The organism is Streptomyces sp. NPDC020898, from assembly GCF_044333925.1.
GTDB lineage: Bacteria > Actinomycetota > Actinomycetes > Streptomycetales > Streptomycetaceae > Streptomyces.
The window spans coordinates 194,537-209,282 of record NZ_JBIRRV010000003.1 but is presented as its reverse complement, the minus strand read 5'-3'; the positions used below and the strand labels follow the sequence as shown (position 1 = coordinate 209,282).

Annotated in this window: 14 protein-coding genes and 1 pseudogene; 5 read left to right on the top strand and 10 right to left on the bottom strand. The window is 71.4% G+C overall.

Annotated elements, in window-relative coordinates:
* Positions 1–52: 52 nt before the first annotated feature.
* Positions 53–871, top strand: a complete 819-nt coding sequence (locus ACH4TV_RS12025; RefSeq protein ID WP_398396928.1) for a DeoR/GlpR family DNA-binding transcription regulator — start codon at positions 53–55, stop codon at positions 869–871.
* 89 nt (positions 872–960) lie between these two features.
* Here the strand turns inward: ACH4TV_RS12025 and ACH4TV_RS12020 are convergent.
* A pseudogene (locus ACH4TV_RS12020) lies at positions 961–2,091 on the bottom strand (PLP-dependent cysteine synthase family protein); the annotation flags it as partial.
* Positions 2,092–2,426: 335 nt separating this feature from the next.
* On the opposite strand from ACH4TV_RS12020, the gene ACH4TV_RS12015 reads away from it, so the two are divergent.
* Together ACH4TV_RS12015 and ACH4TV_RS12010 are read left to right on the top strand one after the other, a co-directional pair.
* Positions 2,427–2,750, top strand: a complete 324-nt coding sequence (locus ACH4TV_RS12015) for a hypothetical protein (RefSeq protein ID WP_398396926.1) — start codon at positions 2,427–2,429, stop codon at positions 2,748–2,750.
* Between the two features lie 239 nt (positions 2,751–2,989).
* Entirely contained in the window at positions 2,990–3,550 is a 561-nt protein-coding gene (locus ACH4TV_RS12010) for an ATP-binding protein (RefSeq protein ID WP_398396924.1), read from the top strand.
* 41 nt (positions 3,551–3,591) lie between these two features.
* Here the strand turns inward: ACH4TV_RS12010 and ACH4TV_RS12005 are convergent, their stop codons facing one another.
* From ACH4TV_RS12005 to ACH4TV_RS11985, 5 genes are all read right to left on the bottom strand, one after another.
* Positions 3,592–6,153 carry an ABC transporter permease gene (locus tag ACH4TV_RS12005; protein ID WP_398396922.1) on the bottom strand — a complete coding sequence of 854 codons (2,562 nt, stop codon included), beginning with the start codon at positions 6,151–6,153 and terminating at the stop codon, positions 3,592–3,594.
* Positions 6,150–6,899 (bottom strand): ABC transporter ATP-binding protein, encoded by a 750-nt coding sequence (locus ACH4TV_RS12000; RefSeq protein WP_398397760.1) that lies wholly within the window; start codon positions 6,897–6,899, stop codon positions 6,150–6,152. The genes ACH4TV_RS12005 and ACH4TV_RS12000 overlap by 4 nt, the downstream gene beginning before the upstream one ends.
* Before the next feature lie 2 nt (positions 6,900–6,901).
* Positions 6,902–7,219 carry an SHOCT domain-containing protein gene (locus ACH4TV_RS11995; RefSeq protein ID WP_398397758.1) on the bottom strand — a complete coding sequence of 106 codons (318 nt, stop codon included), beginning with the start codon at positions 7,217–7,219 and terminating at the stop codon, positions 6,902–6,904.
* 256 nt (positions 7,220–7,475) lie between these two features.
* Positions 7,476–8,696, bottom strand: a complete 1,221-nt coding sequence (locus ACH4TV_RS11990; protein ID WP_398396921.1) for an ROK family protein — start codon at positions 8,694–8,696, stop codon at positions 7,476–7,478.
* Positions 8,697–8,720: 24 nt separating this feature from the next.
* Positions 8,721–9,419 (bottom strand): alpha-ketoglutarate-dependent dioxygenase AlkB family protein, encoded by a 699-nt coding sequence (locus ACH4TV_RS11985; RefSeq protein WP_398396919.1) that lies wholly within the window; start codon positions 9,417–9,419, stop codon positions 8,721–8,723.
* A gap of 55 nt (positions 9,420–9,474) precedes the next feature.
* On the opposite strand from ACH4TV_RS11985, the gene ACH4TV_RS11980 reads away from it, so the two are divergent.
* The gene (locus ACH4TV_RS11980) at positions 9,475–10,620 is read left to right on the top strand and encodes a methyltransferase (protein WP_398396917.1); all 1,146 of its coding nucleotides are present in this window, start codon (positions 9,475–9,477) and stop codon (positions 10,618–10,620) included.
* A gap of 36 nt (positions 10,621–10,656) precedes the next feature.
* Here ACH4TV_RS11980 and ACH4TV_RS11975 read toward each other — a convergent pair whose 3' ends face one another.
* The 3 genes from ACH4TV_RS11975 to ACH4TV_RS11965 form a co-directional block, all read right to left on the bottom strand.
* On the bottom strand, positions 10,657–11,445 hold the full coding sequence (locus ACH4TV_RS11975) for a helix-turn-helix domain-containing protein (RefSeq protein WP_398396915.1): 789 nt from the start codon (positions 11,443–11,445) through the stop codon (positions 10,657–10,659).
* 39 nt (positions 11,446–11,484) lie between these two features.
* Positions 11,485–12,333 (bottom strand): class II fructose-bisphosphate aldolase, encoded by an 849-nt coding sequence (locus ACH4TV_RS11970; protein ID WP_398396914.1) that lies wholly within the window; start codon positions 12,331–12,333, stop codon positions 11,485–11,487.
* Positions 12,334–12,400: 67 nt separating this feature from the next.
* Entirely contained in the window at positions 12,401–13,300 is a 900-nt protein-coding gene (locus tag ACH4TV_RS11965) for an SIS domain-containing protein (RefSeq protein WP_398396912.1), read from the bottom strand.
* A gap of 143 nt (positions 13,301–13,443) precedes the next feature.
* Here ACH4TV_RS11965 and ACH4TV_RS11960 point away from each other — a divergent pair, with 143 nt between their 5' ends.
* Positions 13,444–14,223, top strand: coding sequence for a DeoR/GlpR family DNA-binding transcription regulator (locus ACH4TV_RS11960; RefSeq protein WP_398396910.1), 780 nt, complete (start codon positions 13,444–13,446; stop codon positions 14,221–14,223).
* Between the two features lie 44 nt (positions 14,224–14,267).
* Here the strand turns inward: ACH4TV_RS11960 and ACH4TV_RS11955 are convergent, their stop codons facing one another.
* Entirely contained in the window at positions 14,268–14,723 is a 456-nt protein-coding gene (locus ACH4TV_RS11955; RefSeq protein ID WP_398396909.1) for an RpiB/LacA/LacB family sugar-phosphate isomerase, read from the bottom strand.
* Positions 14,724–14,746 lie beyond the last annotated feature (23 nt).

Here is a 14,746-nt window from a genome sequence, read left to right as displayed (position 1 = left end):
GGGCGAGTGGACCGACAGGCCCGAAGGAACCCCGGAAGGACGTGGAGCGGTCGTGAGTGACAACCAGAACCTCCTCGCGGAGCAGCGCCGCGCCCTGATTCTCGACGAGGTACGGCGCCGCGGGGGCGTACGCGTCAACGAACTCACCCGCAAGCTCGGCGTGTCGGACATGACCGTCCGCCGTGACCTCGACGCGCTGGCGCGCCAGGGCGTCCTGGAGAAGGTGCACGGCGGTGCGGTCCCGGTGGTCGAGGCGAGCACCCACGAACCGGGCTTCGAGGCGAAGTCCGGTCTGGAGCTGACCGCCAAGGAGGACATCGCGCGGGCGGCAGCGGCGCTGGTCTCGCCGGGCACGGCGATCGCGATGTCAGGCGGTACGACGACGTACGCGCTGGCGCATCAGCTGCTGGACGTGCCCGATCTGACCGTGGTGACCAACTCGGTGCGCGTCGCCGATGTCTTCCACGCCGCGCAGCGCGTGTCGGGGCAGCGGCAGGGGGCGGCGACGGTGGTGCTGACCGGTGGGGTGCGGACGCCGTCCGACTCGCTGGTGGGGCCGGTCGCCGACCAGGCGATCGCGTCCCTGCACTTCGACGTGCTGTTCCTCGGGGTGCACGGGATATCGGTCGAGGCCGGGCTGTCCACGCCCAACCTCGCGGAGGCGGAGACGAATCGGCGGCTTGTGCAGTCCGCTCGGCGCGTTGTGGTGGTGGCCGACCACACCAAGTGGGGGACGGTGGGGTTGAGTTCGTTCGCTGCGTTGGAGCAGGTGGATACGTTGGTGACGGACTCGGGGTTGGTGCCCGAGGCGCGGGTCGAGGTTGCTGAGCATTTGCGGCGGCTGGTTGTTGCAGGTGAGGGCGGCAGTTGAGCGGGTGCCTAAGAGGGTGGCTCGGTAGGTGCGTTGGCGGGTGCGGCGCCGCTGTGGCTTGTCGCGCAGTTCCCCGCACCCCTGGGCGAGTTGGGCCACACGCCTGTTTTCAGTAGAGCCTCGATCGCCTCCCCGTACGGCGCGATGTTCAGGCCCAGTTCGTTCAGCCAGGTGTCCGAGTAGTACTTGTCCAGGTAGCGGTCGCCCGGGTCGCAGAGGAGGGTTACGACGCTTCCCTGCTGCTTCTTCGCGACCATTTCGGCGATTATTTTGAGGGCGCTCCACAGGCCGGTGCCCGTGGAGCCGCCGGCCTTGCGGCCGATGGCCTGTTCCAGGGCTCTGACGGCGGCGATGCTGGCCGCGTCCGGGACCTTCATCATGCGGTCCACGGCGCCGGGGACGAAGCTGGGTTCCATGCGGGGGCGGCCGATGCCCTCGATGCGGGAGCCGCAGTCGCAGGTGACGTCCGGATCGCCGGTGGTCCAGCCTTCGAAGAAACAGGAGTTCTCCGGGTCGGCGACACAGATGCGGGTGTCGCGCTGCGTGTAGTGGACGTAGCGGGCGAGGGTCGCCGAGGTGCCGCCGGTGCCTGCCGTGGCGACGATCCACGCGGGCTCCGGGAAACGCTCCAACTCCAGTTGGCGGAAGATGGATTCGGCGATGTTGTTGTTCCCGCGCCAGTCCGTGGCCCGTTCTGCGTAGGTGAACTGGTCCATGTAGTGGCCGCCGGTCTCGGCCGCCAGGGCCACCGAGGCCTCGTACATCTTCCGGGAGTCGTCCACGAAGTGGCACCGGCCGCCATGGAACTCGATGAGGCGGCCCTTCTCGGCGCTCGTCGTGCGGGGCATGACCGCGATGAAGGGAACACCGATCAGTTTCGCGAAGTACGCCTCGGAGACGGCGGTGGAGCCGCTGGACGCCTCGATCACCGGGCGGCCGGGGCGGATCCAGCCATTGCACAGGCCGTAGAGGAAGAGCGAGCGGGCGAGTCGGTGCTTGAGGCTGCCGGTGGGGTGGGTCGACTCGTCCTTCAGATACAGGTCGATGCCCCACTTCTCGGGCAGCGGGAAGCGCAGCAGGTGGGTGTCGGCCGAGCGGTTGGCGTCGGCCTGGACCTTGCGGACGGCTTCTTTGAGCCAGGCGCGGTAGTCGTCGTCGCTGCGGTCGACGTCGAGTGTGTCGAGGGTTTCGGTGGTCCGGGTGGGGCTGGGGGTGCTCACGTCGGGCTCCTTACGCTGCGCGCGCCGACGGCCCCTCGGGCGGCCGGACGTATCGATCATAGACACCTTCGATACGCTTCTCACCTGCATAAACACCTCTTTGGGCGGCTCAAAGGCAGCCCTGGGGTGAGGTGAAGTACGAAAGCCGGGCGGGGGCCGGAAGGGCGCGGGGCGCATCCCGGTGCGCGCTTCCGCCGGTTGCCGGAGGGCGTGGCACGCACTGGTGCTCGACGCCGGGGCCAGGCAGACTGCACGGGACGGGGACGCACAGGGGATCACGTTCCACGCGGGGTCATCACGCATCTCGGCGGAAGCCGACAAGGGGGCGGGGCATCATGGCGGAGCCGGAGTTCACGGCCACAGGCGTGCGGATCGGGAAGAGGTTGCGCTCACTCACCCGGGCCGGGCGGGTCAGGATCAGCGACGGCAGGCTGGAGTTGCTGACCAGTTACGGCAGTGAGATCGACAGTGCGCCCGTGCAGGCGGTGCGCGCGTCGAAACCCTGGTTCGCGGCCGACGACATGGCGCTCGCGGACCTCAACGGCAAGCGCTACTTGCTGACTCTGGGGGATCACGACCCCGCTCCGGGCGAGTCCGGTCCGCCCGCGGCCCGCCGGTTCATCGAGGCCGTGCACAAGGCGGCAGGGCGCGGGCGCTGAACAGGGCGGGCGCTGTGGGACCGTGCGTCGTGCGGTCACCGAACGTGTCGTGAACCATGCCGCGAGTTGCGGGTTCGCACCCCCTGAGCCACGCTGGTCCCACATCACTCTGGGTCTACCGGCGATAACGCTGCGAACCAGCTCGTCGGCCACTACAGCAGGCGGCCGTTGCACGCAGGCATCCTGCTGGATCCGATCTCGTGTCTTCTTCCGGACCTCAATTCGGGGAGTCGCAAGCCGTGATCAGCCACCCAAGCAGGCACTGCACGGTAGAGCTCCAAGCCCTGCCGTCGCGGATCGGCCAGGTCCGCAGAATCGTCTCTGCGCAATTGCGCTACTGGCATCTTGATCCTTTGATAGACCGGGCCTCGCTCGGTGTGACCGAACTGCTGACCAACGTCCACCGGCACGCCCAGCCCGACAAGCTGTGCACCGTGGAGATCGAGGTCCTGCTCGACCGGCTCACGGTCTCGGTGCACGACCACGACCCTCGTTTTCCCGAGCTGCGGGAGGCGGATCCCACCGCCACCTGTGGACGCGGTCTCGCCATGGTCGCCGCGGTGAGCGAGAGCTGGGGCGTGCGGCCGGACGGCGAGTCCGGGAAGGTCGTGTGGTTCACGCTGCCGACGGTCGCACCGGTGGTCACGGCCCTCGAGACCCGGCCCGTCGCGGCGGCGCCGACGCGTCAGCCGTACGACGCTCCCGGGTACGACGAGCCGCCCTACGACAAGGGGTTCAAGCCGGGGGTCCACCGGCGCAGGCCGGAACACGCTCCCGCCCGGTCGGCCGTTGCCGGCTGACCGGGCGGTGACGACCGGTACCCCTCCTTCCGCTCCGTGTGTCACTCGGTGGCGATGGCTCGCAGTACGTCCAGGCGTGCCGCCCGCCGGGCCGGGCGCACGCCCGCGAGTGCGCCGGCCGCGAGGCCCACCAGGACCACGATCACGAGCTGTGTGGGCGGCAGCGCGAACGCGAAGGCGCTGTCGCTCGCGCCGTCCGAGGCCTTGACCAGCACCCAGCCGAGGAAGCCGCCGAGGGCGAGTCCGCCCGCCGTGCCGAAGGCGGCGACGAGGACCGACTCCCAGCGGACCATGGCCCGCAGCTGCGCGCGGGTCTGGCCGACGGCCCTCAACAGGCCCAGTTCGCGGGTGCGTTCGTGGATCGCGAGGGTCAGGGTGTTGGCGATGCCGAGTAGGGCGATGAGCACCGCGAGGGCGAGCAGGGCGTAGACGAGGGTCAGCATCATGTCGATGCCGCCGGCCGACGACTGGGCGTACTCGTCGCGGGTCTGTACTTCCGGGTCGCCGTACCGCGCCGCGACCTTCTCCACGGCGGCCTTGCCCGCGTCCGGGCTCACGCCGTCCCTGAAGGAGACGGCGATCAACGTGTCGGCGTCCTGGGCGCGGTGCGGGGCCCAGGCGGCGCGGGTGATGACGTACTCGCCGGCGAGCTCGGACTGCCCGTAGACCGCACGGACCGTGAACGTCTCCTTCTTGCCGTCGGTGAAGGTGAGCCGGGTGGTGTCCCCGGTCTTCAGGTTCTGCCGGTCGGCCTCCGCCTCGGTGATGGCGATGCCGTCCGTGCCGAGGGTGTCGAGCGAGCCGCGGATCTCGCCGAGGTCGAAGACCTTGCCGAGGGCGACGGGGTCGGTGACGGTCAACGCCCGCCCCTCACCGTCGACTTCGGCGACTCCGCGACCGAGTCCGACCGCCTCCGCCACCTCGGGCTGCCGGCCGATCGCGGGCGCCAGCCCGGGGCTGAGTCCGCTGCCGCCCGCCCCGAACGACGGGGTGCTGACGGCCACATCGCCCGCGAAGGAGCGTGACACGGTCTGGTCCATGGTGGCCTTCAGCGAGGCGCCGAAGACCGTGAACAGCGAGACGACGGCCACGCCGATCATCAGGGCGCTCGCGGTGGCGGCGGTCCTCTTGGGGCTGCGCAGGGCGTTGCGCCGGGCGAGGCCGCCGGTGACTCCGCGCATCCTGTCGAGGGGGCTGCCGAGGATCCGTACGGCCGTGGTCGACGCGACCGGGCCGAGGACCACGAAGGCGACGAGGGCCAGTACAGCGCCAAGTCCCGCCAGCCACAGGGACGGTGAGACCAGGACGCCGGTCAGTGTGGTGGCGATCGCGAGGGCGCCGAGACCGGCGCCGGTGACCGCGCGGACGGGCGAGGCACCCGACTGGTCGACGGCCGTCTCGCGGAGCGCGGCCAGGGGTGCGGTGCGGCCGGCGCGGAGGGCGGGCAGCAGGGCGGAGCCCAGGCAGACCACGATGCCGACCGCGAGCGGCAGCAGCATGGACAGCCAGCTGATCACCAAGTCGCCCTCGGGGAACGGGAATCCGATGGCCGGGAACAGTGCCTGCAGGCCCGCGGCGATCGTGATGCCCCCGGCAAGTCCGGCGATCGACGCCGTCACGGCCACCCCGGTCGCCTCGACGAGGGTGGACACGGTGACCTGGCGGCGGGAGGCGCCCAGGGCGCGCAACAGGGCGTTCTCACGGGTGCGTTGGGCGACGACGATCGCGAAGGTGTTGTGGATGGAGAAGGTCGCGACCAGGATCGCCACGCCCGAGAAGACGAGGAGGAAGAGGGTGAAGATGGTCAGGAACTGGCTGGAGATCATTTCGGTGTTCTCCTCGGCCGACTCCTGGCCGGTGATGGCCTCGACTCCCTTGGGGAGTACGGGAGTCAGCCGGTCCACCAGCTCCTGCTGACCGACCCCGGGACCGGCCCGCACCTGGATGCCCGCCGCCTCTCCGGACTTCGCGGTCAGGTACTTCTCGGCGTCGGCCTGCGTCATCCCGGTGAACGTCACCTGTGCCATGCCGTCCTCGCCGCCGAAGGTCGCGAGGCCGACGATCGTGACCTTGACCGGGTCGGGCGTACGCAGAATCGTGGTGTCGCCGATCTTCAGGTCGCCCGTCTTCGCCGTACCCCGGTTGACGACGACCTCGCCGGACTTCGACGGGGCGCGTCCTTCGGCGAGTTGGTACGGGTTCAGCTTCGGGTCGCTGATCCAGTTGCCGGCGAGGGTGGGCGGGCCCTGGCCGCCGATGGGGTCGCCGTCGGCGGCGATGAGCTGGCCGGCGCCCTGGATGTCGGGGGCGGCGGCCGCGACGCCCGGGACCTGCTCGACGGTCTTCACCAGCGAGGTGGGGACCGGTTGGCGTACGCCCTCGCTCTCGCCGGGGGTCGTGATGGCGTCGGCGCTGCGGACGACAGCGTCGGTGCCGCTCGTCGCGTTGCCGAACATGGTGTCGAAGCTGGCGCGCAGGGTGTCGCCCATGACCAGGGTGCCGGCCAGGAAGGCGACGCCGAGGAAGACCGCCAGGAAGGTACCGGCGAAGCGCCGCTTGTGGGCGCGCAGCGAGGAGAGGCTGATGCGGACGGATGCGTTCATGACGGCACCTCGAAGGCTTTCAGTCGGTCCAGGACCTTGTCGGCCGTCGGGGACTCCATCCGGTCCACCAGGCGGCCGTCGGCCAGGAAGAGCACCTCGTCCGCGTGGGCGGCGGCCACCGGGTCGTGGGTGACCATGACGACCGTGCGGTCCATGCGGCGCACCGCACGGCCGAGCAGGCCGAGGACCTCCTCGCCGGAGCGCGAGTCGAGGTTTCCGGTCGGTTCGTCGGCGAAGACGACGTCGGGCCGGCCGGCGAACGCCCTTGCTACGGCGACGCGTTGCTGCTGGCCGCCGGAGAGTTCGGAGGGACGGTGGTGGAGCCGGTCGCGCAGACCGACCACGTCGACGAGCGCGTCGATCCACTCCGCGTCGCCCGCGACGCCCGCCAGATCGATCGGCAGCCTGATGTTCTCGGCGACGGTCAGGGTCGGCACCAGGTTGAACGCCTGGAACACGAAGCCGATCCGGTCGCGGCGCAGGAGGGTGAGGCGACGGTCGTCGAGCGCGCCCAGTTCGGTGTCGCCGATGAACGCGGCTCCGGAGGTGAGGGTGTCGAGGCCTGCCGCGCAGTGCATCAGGGTGGACTTGCCGGAACCCGAGGGCCCCATGATCGCGGTGAAGCGTCCGGCCGGAAAGCCGACGCTCACCCCGTCGAGGGCCCGCACGGCGGTGTCGCCACCGCCGTACACCTTCACGGCGTCGACGACACGGGCTGCCGTACCGGTCGTGGTGGTGGCGGCGATGCTCATGCCGCACCACCCTTGCCCGCACGGCTGCCCGCGGCGCCGAACTGCTCGTCCAGGACGGAGAGCCGGCGCCAGTACTCGTCCTCGTCGATCTCACCGGAGGCGAAGCGCCGGCCGAGCACGGCGAGCGGCGCGTCGCCCAAGAGGCGGTCCTGGGCGTCGTGGCGGCCGTCCATGGAGCGCCACGGGCCACGGCGCCCGCGTCCGACGGTGCGGCGCAGGACGGTGACGCCGACGATCACGACGGCTGCCCAGATCAGCGGGAAGAAGAGAATCCACGGGCCGGGGCCGCCGTCCCAGCTCGCGAGGGTCTGCATGGTCTCCATGTCGAGTCATCTCCCAGGTGGGTGGGTTCTCTGTGATGACTCCACGGTGGCGCCGGGAGGGGGTCCGGGTCGTCGTACGGCCAGCGGCAGCGCGAGTACCTCCGGTGGAGTACGCGGGACCCCTTCCGGCTGCTCCCTGCGATGCTGTCAGGCCGCTCCGCGGGACAGGCGGTTCGTTTGCTGCCGGCCGGTGGGGGCTTGTCGCGCAGTTCCCCGCGCCCCTGAAGGGGCACGGGGTTCAAGTTGGTTACGCCAGCGCGGCCAGCGGGTCGTCCAGGACCGGTTGCCAGGCCAGCTCGGCTGCTCCGACGAGGCTGTTGTGGTCCAGGGTGCAGGCGAGGATGGGGACGCCGCCGCTGCGGCCCCAGAGGCTGCGGTCGGCGACCACCGCGCGCAGGCGGTCCGGGTCGGCGTCGAGGAGGGTGCGGTGGAGGCCGCCGAGGATGATGCGGTCCGGGTTGAGGATGTTCACGAGGCCTGCCAGTCCCAGGCCCAGCCGGTCGATCAGGGTCTCCGCGGCGGTGCGGACCGCCGGGTCGGTGTACTGGTCGCGGATCAGGTCGTTGGCCTGCTGGAGCAGCGACACCTCGGGGCCGGGGTCGCGGCCCGCCGCCGTGAGGAAGGCGAGCGGGTCGGCCTCGACGTCCAGGCAGCCCCGGCTGCCGCAGTGGCAGGGGCGGCCCTCGGGATTGACGGTGAGGTGGCCGACTTCGAGCGCGAGGCCCGAACTGCCCGTGTGCAGACGGCCGTCGAGGACCAGCGCCCCGCCGACCCCCCGGTGCCCGGTGGCCACGCACAGCAGGTCGCGGGCGCCACGTCCGGCGCCGTGCCGGTGTTCGGCGAGCGCGGCGAGGTTGACGTCGTTGCCCGCGAAGGCGGGTCCGGCGATGTCCGCCGCCCGTACCCGCTCGGCGAAGATCTCCCGTACCGGCGCGCCGGCCGGCCAGGCGAGGTGCAGCGGGTTCAGGGCCAGGCCCTCGGGTTCGGCGACGGCGGACGGCACGGCGAGCCCGGCGCCCACACACCGCCGCCCGGTGTCGCGCAGCAGCTCGGCGCCGGCGTCGACGACCGAGCCGAGCACCTTCGCCGGGTCGGCGTCGACGGTCTCGCAGCCGGGCGCGGTGGCGACGATCCGTCCGCCGAGCCCGACCAGCGCGGCCCGGAACCCGTCGGCGTGCACCTGCGCGGCCAGCACGACCGGCCCGTCCTCGGCGACGTCCAGCCGGTGCGACGGGCGCCCCTGGGAACCCGCGGCCGCTCCGGGCCGGGCATCGACGCGGATCAGCCCGAGCGCCTCCAGCTCGGCGGCCACCGCACCGGCCGTCGCCCGGGTGACCCCCAGCTCGGCGGTGAGCACGGCCCGGGTGGGCGCCCGGCCGGTGTGCACGAGCTCCAAGGCGGGCCCGAGCGCGCCGCGCCCCCGGTCCAACCGCGTCTTTGAGGTGGTCCCCTCAACCTTGCCGCTCATGAGGGCGAGTCTCCCATGATCCGCTCAGCCGGTGACCGCACCGTCGGCCCGGAAGCCACTGACCCGAAGCGTGACGTTCAACCGGCCGGTCAGCCCCAACTCGGGCGGCGCCGTGTCCTCGTACACCCGTGGCACCCCGTGGTACGCGAGCCGGGACGCGCCGCCGAACACGAACAGGTCACCGCTGCGCAGTTCGACGTCCGTGTACGGCCGGGTCCGTGTCGCGGTGTTCCCGAACCGGAACACACAGGTGTCGCCGAGGCTCAGGGACACCACGGGCGCGTCCGACTTCTCGTCGCTGTCGCGATGCATCCCCATCCGGGCGTCGGCGTCGTAGAAGTTGATCAGCGCGATGTCGTAGCCGAGATGGAGGTCGCGGTCGTACTCCGCTGTCGTGGCCGTTTCCGGCCCCAGGGCGTCCGCCACCGCGTTCCGCGCCAGCTCGCCCAGCCAGTCGGGGAACGGTTTCACGGGCGAGCCGTCGCCGTCGACGACCGTGCTCGCGTAGCCGTACGGATACCAGTGGCGGCCCAGACAGACCTGCCGGGCGGTCATCGTGCCGCCGCCTGGGGTGCGGACCGTGCGCAGGCCTGCCGGTGGGCGGGCCCAGTCGCGGCAGGCGTCCAGCAGCTCGCGCTGACGCCCCGTGTCCAGCCAGTCCGGCACGTGCACCGCGCCCGGCGCGATCTCCGTACGGGCCCGGGGGAACAGTTCGGCATCCATGGTTCCCATCCTGCCCGACCGGGTGTGAGCTGCGGCTCGGTAGGCTGGGGCCACGATGACCGACCGTATGAGGACTCCTTGGGCCGAGCTGACGCTGACCCGTTTCCCCGCCGACCCGCGTGAGCGGCTGCGTGCCTGGGACGCCGCCGACGAATACCTTCTCAGGCAACTCGCGGAGACGGGGACCGATCTGTCCGGCACGGTCGTGGTCGTCGGTGACCGCTGGGGCGCGCTCACCACGGCGCTCGCGGCGCATCGGCCGACGCAGATCACCGACTCGTTCCTCACCCAGGAGGCGACCCGGGCGAACCTGCGGCGAGCGAGTGCGGACGAGGATTCCGTACGGCTGCTCACCACCCAGGACCCCGCGCCCGAGCGCGTCGACGTGCTGCTCGTGCGGGTGCCGAAGAGCCTGGCGCTCCTTGAGGACCAGCTGCTGCGGCTGGCGCCCGCGCTGCACAAGGGCACGGTCGTCGTCGGCACCGGAATGGTGAAGGAGATCCACACCTCGACGCTCAAGCTGTTCGAGCGGATCATCGGCCCGACCCGGACCTCCCTCGCGGAGAAGAAGGCCCGGCTCATCCACTCCACCGTGGGAACGCCCGGGGACCGCGGCGCCAGTCCCTGGCCGTACCGCTACGAGCTGCCCGACGACATCGGCCCGTCCTCCGGCCGCACCGTCGTCAACCACGCGGGTGTCTTCTGCGCCGAGCGCCTCGACATCGGCACGCGGTTCTTCCTCCAGCATCTGCCGGAGCCGTCGGGCGCCGCCCGAGTGGTGGACCTGGGCTGCGGGAACGGTGTCGTCGGTACGGCGGTGGCACTGACCGCGCCGGAGGCCGAGCTGCTGTTCGTCGACGAGTCGTACCAGGCAGTGGCCTCGGCGCAGGCGACGTACCGGGTCAACGAGATGGACGGACCGGCCGAGTTCCGCGTCGGGGACGGGCTGGCCGGGATCGCGGACGGGAGTGTCGACCTCGTGCTCAACAACCCGCCGTTCCACACCCACCAGGCGACGACGGACGCCACGGCCTGGCGGATGTTCACGGGCGCGCGGCGCGCACTGCGGCCGGGCGGCGAGCTGTGGGTGATCGGCAACCGGCATCTCGGCTACCACCTCAAGCTGCGGAAGCTGTTCGGCAACAGTCAACTCGTCGCGAGCGACGCCAAGTTCGTGGTGCTGAAGGCCGTGAAGCAGTGAAGTGATGAGGTCATGAGGTGGTGAATTTCTACCAGCTCATGTGGCGGTGGTGGCCGTCTCTCCTCGCAGGGCGCGTGGTGATGCGCCCAGTTCGCGTCGGCATGCCTTGTTGAAGGCCTGCAGGTCGGGGATGCCGACAGAGGCGGCCACCGCGGGGATGGAGAGGGTCGAGGCGCGCAGCAGGTGGAGGGCGCGGTCGAGTCTGCGGCGGCGGATGTAGCCGACCACCGTGTCGCCGGTCGCGGCCCTGAACAGCCTGGTCAGGTGGTTGTGCGAGACGCCCGCCGCCCGGGCGACGGCCGGGACGGTGAGCGGGGCGGCCAGCTGGCCCTCGATGTACGCGATGGCGGCGCTCACCGCCGGATGCGGGCCGGGGCCGGGGCGTTCGGTGGCCGGGGTGAGGTGGGCGATGCGCCACAGCGCGGTCCAGATCTCGGCTCTCGTGCGTTCGGGCGACCGGGGCACGGCGGCGATCGCCGCGAGCAACAGGCCGGTGAGGGTGGGGAGTTCGGGGCCCGCGTCCTGGACGACGGGTACCGTGCGCGAGGGTCCGACGGCGGGGATGCGCAGGTGTGCGTAGAGGTGTTCGGAGCGACCCTGGTAGCGGAAGCGGACCGTGGTGTCCGGCGGTACGAGGCTGACCCGGCCCGGGCGGACGACGTGCGGGGTGCCGTCGACGATCAGCTCGGCCTCGTACTGGTAGAGGTGCAGCTGCCACAGTTCCGGCAGCCGGAAGACGTCGGTGCGGCTCGCGACGCCGTGCACGCCGACGCCGGCGTTCGCCACCTGGGGCGGTTCACCGAGGTACAGCTCCGTTTCGCGCATGGTGAAAAACTACCAGCGACATTCGCTGTCCGCCCTGGGTCAGTGGAGCACGTCGATGATCCGTGTCACCGTCCGCGCCATCGCCTCCCGGCCCACACTGAGGTACTCGCGTGAGTCGACCGCCTTGGGGTGGGCGGCGAGGAACTCCCTGATCGCACCGGTCATGGCGAGGTTGAGTGCCGTGCCGACGTTGACCTTGGTGATGCCGCCCGCGACGGCGGCCACGAGTTCGTCGTCCGGCACTCCGGACGAGCCGTGCAGGACGAGGGGGACGGTCAGTGCGGCGGAAAGCCGTTTCAGGAGGTCGTGATCGAGGGCTGCCGTACGGCTGGTCATGGCGTGCGAGCTGCCGACGGCCACGGCCAGGGCGTCCACCCCGGATTCGGCGACGAAGGCACGGGCCTCGGCGGGGTCGGTACGGGCACCGGGGGCGTGCGCGTCCAGTGGAGCCCGTCCACCCTTGCCGCCCAGCTGTCCCAACTCGGCCTCGATCCAGAGCCCTTGGGCGTGCGCCCAGTCGGCGGCGGCCCGGGTCGCGGCGAGGTTCTCGGCGTACGGCAGCCCGGCCGCGTCGTACATCACGGAGCTGAATCCGGCGCCGGGCGCCTGGCGCAGCAGGTCGTCGCTCTGGACGTGGTCGAGGTGCAACGCGACGGGTACGGCGGCGCGTTCGGCGGCCTCGGCGGCGGCGCGGGCCAGCGGGAGGAGCCGTCCGTAGCGGAACTTGACCGCGTTCTCGCTGACTTGCAGAACGACGGGCGAAGTCGCCTTCTCCGCGCCGGCGATGACGGCCTCGACATGTTCCAGGGTGATGATGTTGAACGCGGCGACGGCGGAGTGCGCGGCGGCGGCCCGGGCGATCAGCTCGCCGGTGGTGACGAGGGGCACGGCTTCTTCCCTTCGGGTCAGCGGTCGAGGGTCAACGAGCGTGCGGCGACGGGGAACTGGCGGTGGGTCAGGGCGCGAGGATCACCGAGCGGGTGAGGTGGCGCGGGAGGTCCGGGTCGAGACCCCGTGCCGCCGCCACCGCGACCGCGAGCCGCTGCGCGCGCACGAGTTCCGCGAGCGGATCGAGAGTCCCCGCCACCCACAACGCCCCGGTGGCCCGCACCTGTTCGGCCAGCCCTTCCGGGGCCTCGCCGAGCATCCAGGTCGCCGTGCCCCGGGTAGTGACGCTGATGGGACCGTGCCGGTACTCCATCGCCGGATACGCCTCGGTCCAGGACAGGGACGCCTCGCGCATCTTCAGCCCGGCCTCGTTGGCGAGCCCCACGGTCCAGCCCCGGCCGAGGAAGGTGAACTGCGCGCACCCGACGAGCCCTTCGGGCAGCGGAGTCGAGAGCGCGGTACGGCAGTCGGCGACAACAGTCTCGCCGTGCAGTCCGAGATGGGCCCGCAGCAGGGTGAGCGCGGTGGTGGCGAACCGCGTCTGCACGACGGAGCGTTCGTCCGCGTAGCCGAGCACGACGAGCTCATCGGCGGCTTCCGCCACGGGAGTTCGGGGGTCAGCGGTGATCGCGGTCGTACGTGTGGGCCGGCCCGTGGACGTATGCCCCCGCACTCGCCCGAGCAGTTCGAGCACCTCGGTGGTGGTGCCGGACCGGGTGAGGGCGACGACACGGTCGTACGGGCGGCCGTAGGGGAACTCGGAGGCGGCGAAGGCGTCCGTCTCGCCCTGGCCCGCGCCCTCCCGCAGGGCCGCGGCGGCCTGCGCCATGAAGTACGAGGTACCGCACCCCACGATCGCGACCCGCTCCCCGGCCGTCGGCAGCGCACCCGCGTGCTCGGCCGCGGCCGAGGCGGCGCGGGTCCAGCACTCGGGCTGGCTGTTCAGCTCGTCCTCGACATGGGTCATGCCGTGCCCCTTCCCAGAGCCACCAGGATGCTCGTTCTTGCAAGATATAGCCATCTTTCAAGCAGAATCAAGCATTCGAGCGTCAGGCTCTGTGAACTTTCGGTGCGCTAGGGTCGCCGAAGATCGAGGAACGGAGGGTCCGGATGTCCCGGGACGCCCGCTGGAAGACCCTGCTGGAGCTGCTCGTCGAGCGGGGCCGGCTGGACGTCGAGGAGGTGGCGGCCGAGCTGACGGTGTCGGCCGCCACGATCCGCCGCGACTTCGACCAGCTCGCCGAGCAGCAGATGCTCGTCCGCACCAGGGGCGGCGCGGTCGTGCACGGGGTGTCGTACGAACTCCCGCTGCGCTACAAGACCGCCCGCCGCGCCTCCGAGAAGCAGCGCATCGCGAGGGCCGTCGCGGGCCTGGTCACCCCCGGCGAGGCGGTGGGCCTGACGGGCGGCACGACGACGACGGAGGTGGCGCGCGCGTTGGCCGAACGCGGCGACCTGGCCACCGGCTCGCCCGCGCTGACGATCGTCACGAACGCGCTGAACATCGCCAACGAGCTCGCGGTACGGCCCCAGTTCAAGATCGTGGTGACGGGCGGGGTCGCGCGTCCTCAGTCGTACGAGCTCATCGGGCCGCTCGCGGACGGTGTGCTGGGCCAGATCACGATCGACGTGGCCGTGCTGGGTGTGGTCGCCTTCGACGTCACCCACGGGGCGGCGGCGAACGACGAGGCGGAGGCCGCGATCAACCGGCTGTTGTGCGAGCGCGCGGAGCGCGTGGTGGTCGCCGCCGACTCCAGCAAACTGGGGCAGCGGGCCTTCGCCCGGATCTGCGCGGTGGAGGCGGTGGACACGCTGGTCACGGACACGGCCGCGGACGAGGAGACGGTGGGGCGGTTCGAGGAGGCGGGGCTCAGGGTGGTCACGGTCTGAGCGGCCGGTCGGCCACCGGTACTGACCTCGTCAACTCCCTTATGTCACAAGGGACTTCTACTACTGTCGAGCCGTCCGACGCGGGCCACGTTCTCCCGGTCCTCGGTGTCCTCGCTCGCCTCCGCGGCGAACCAGGCGTCGAGGATCTCCTTGAGCAGGGGCTCCGACGTCAGGCGCAGGCTGAGCGCGAGCACGTTGGCGTTGTTCCAGCGGCGTGCGCCGTCCGCCGTGTAGGCGTCCGTGCACAGCGCCGCGCGAACACCGGGCACCTTGTTCGCGGCGATCGACGCGCCCGTACCCGTCCAGCAGCACACGACGGCCTGGTCGGCCCTTCCCGCGGCGACCTCGCGGGCCGCTGCCTCCGAGCAGGCGGCCCACTGCGGATCGTCGCCGGGGCTCAGCGCCCCGTACGTCACCACATCGTGTCCGCGGTCGCGCAGTTGCCCGAGGAGGGCGCGCGCCACGGGTTCGTCCATGTCCGAGGAAACGGAGATCCGCATCCTCCGAGACTACGCCGCACGTC

Bases quoted from the DNA above. Each gene is read 5' to 3' on its own strand.
- ACH4TV_RS12015 (WP_398396926.1), top strand. From the start codon at position 2,427: ATGGCGGAGCCGGAGTTCACGGCCACAGGCGTGCGGATCGGGAAGAGG.
- ACH4TV_RS12005 (WP_398396922.1), bottom strand. From the start codon at position 6,153: ATGAACGCATCCGTCCGCATCAGCCTCTCCTCGCTGCGCGCCCACAAG.
- ACH4TV_RS11995 (WP_398397758.1), bottom strand. From the start codon at position 7,219: ATGCAGACCCTCGCGAGCTGGGACGGCGGCCCCGGCCCGTGGATTCTC.
- ACH4TV_RS11990 (WP_398396921.1), bottom strand. From the start codon at position 8,696: ATGAGCGGCAAGGTTGAGGGGACCACCTCAAAGACGCGGTTGGACCGG.
- ACH4TV_RS11985 (WP_398396919.1), bottom strand. From the start codon at position 9,419: ATGGATGCCGAACTGTTCCCCCGGGCCCGTACGGAGATCGCGCCGGGC.
- ACH4TV_RS11980 (WP_398396917.1), top strand. From the start codon at position 9,475: ATGACCGACCGTATGAGGACTCCTTGGGCCGAGCTGACGCTGACCCGT.
- ACH4TV_RS11975 (WP_398396915.1), bottom strand. From the start codon at position 11,445: ATGCGCGAAACGGAGCTGTACCTCGGTGAACCGCCCCAGGTGGCGAAC.
- ACH4TV_RS11965 (WP_398396912.1), bottom strand. From the start codon at position 13,300: ATGACCCATGTCGAGGACGAGCTGAACAGCCAGCCCGAGTGCTGGACC.
- ACH4TV_RS11960 (WP_398396910.1), top strand. From the start codon at position 13,444: ATGTCCCGGGACGCCCGCTGGAAGACCCTGCTGGAGCTGCTCGTCGAG.
- ACH4TV_RS11955 (WP_398396909.1), bottom strand. From the start codon at position 14,723: ATGCGGATCTCCGTTTCCTCGGACATGGACGAACCCGTGGCGCGCGCC.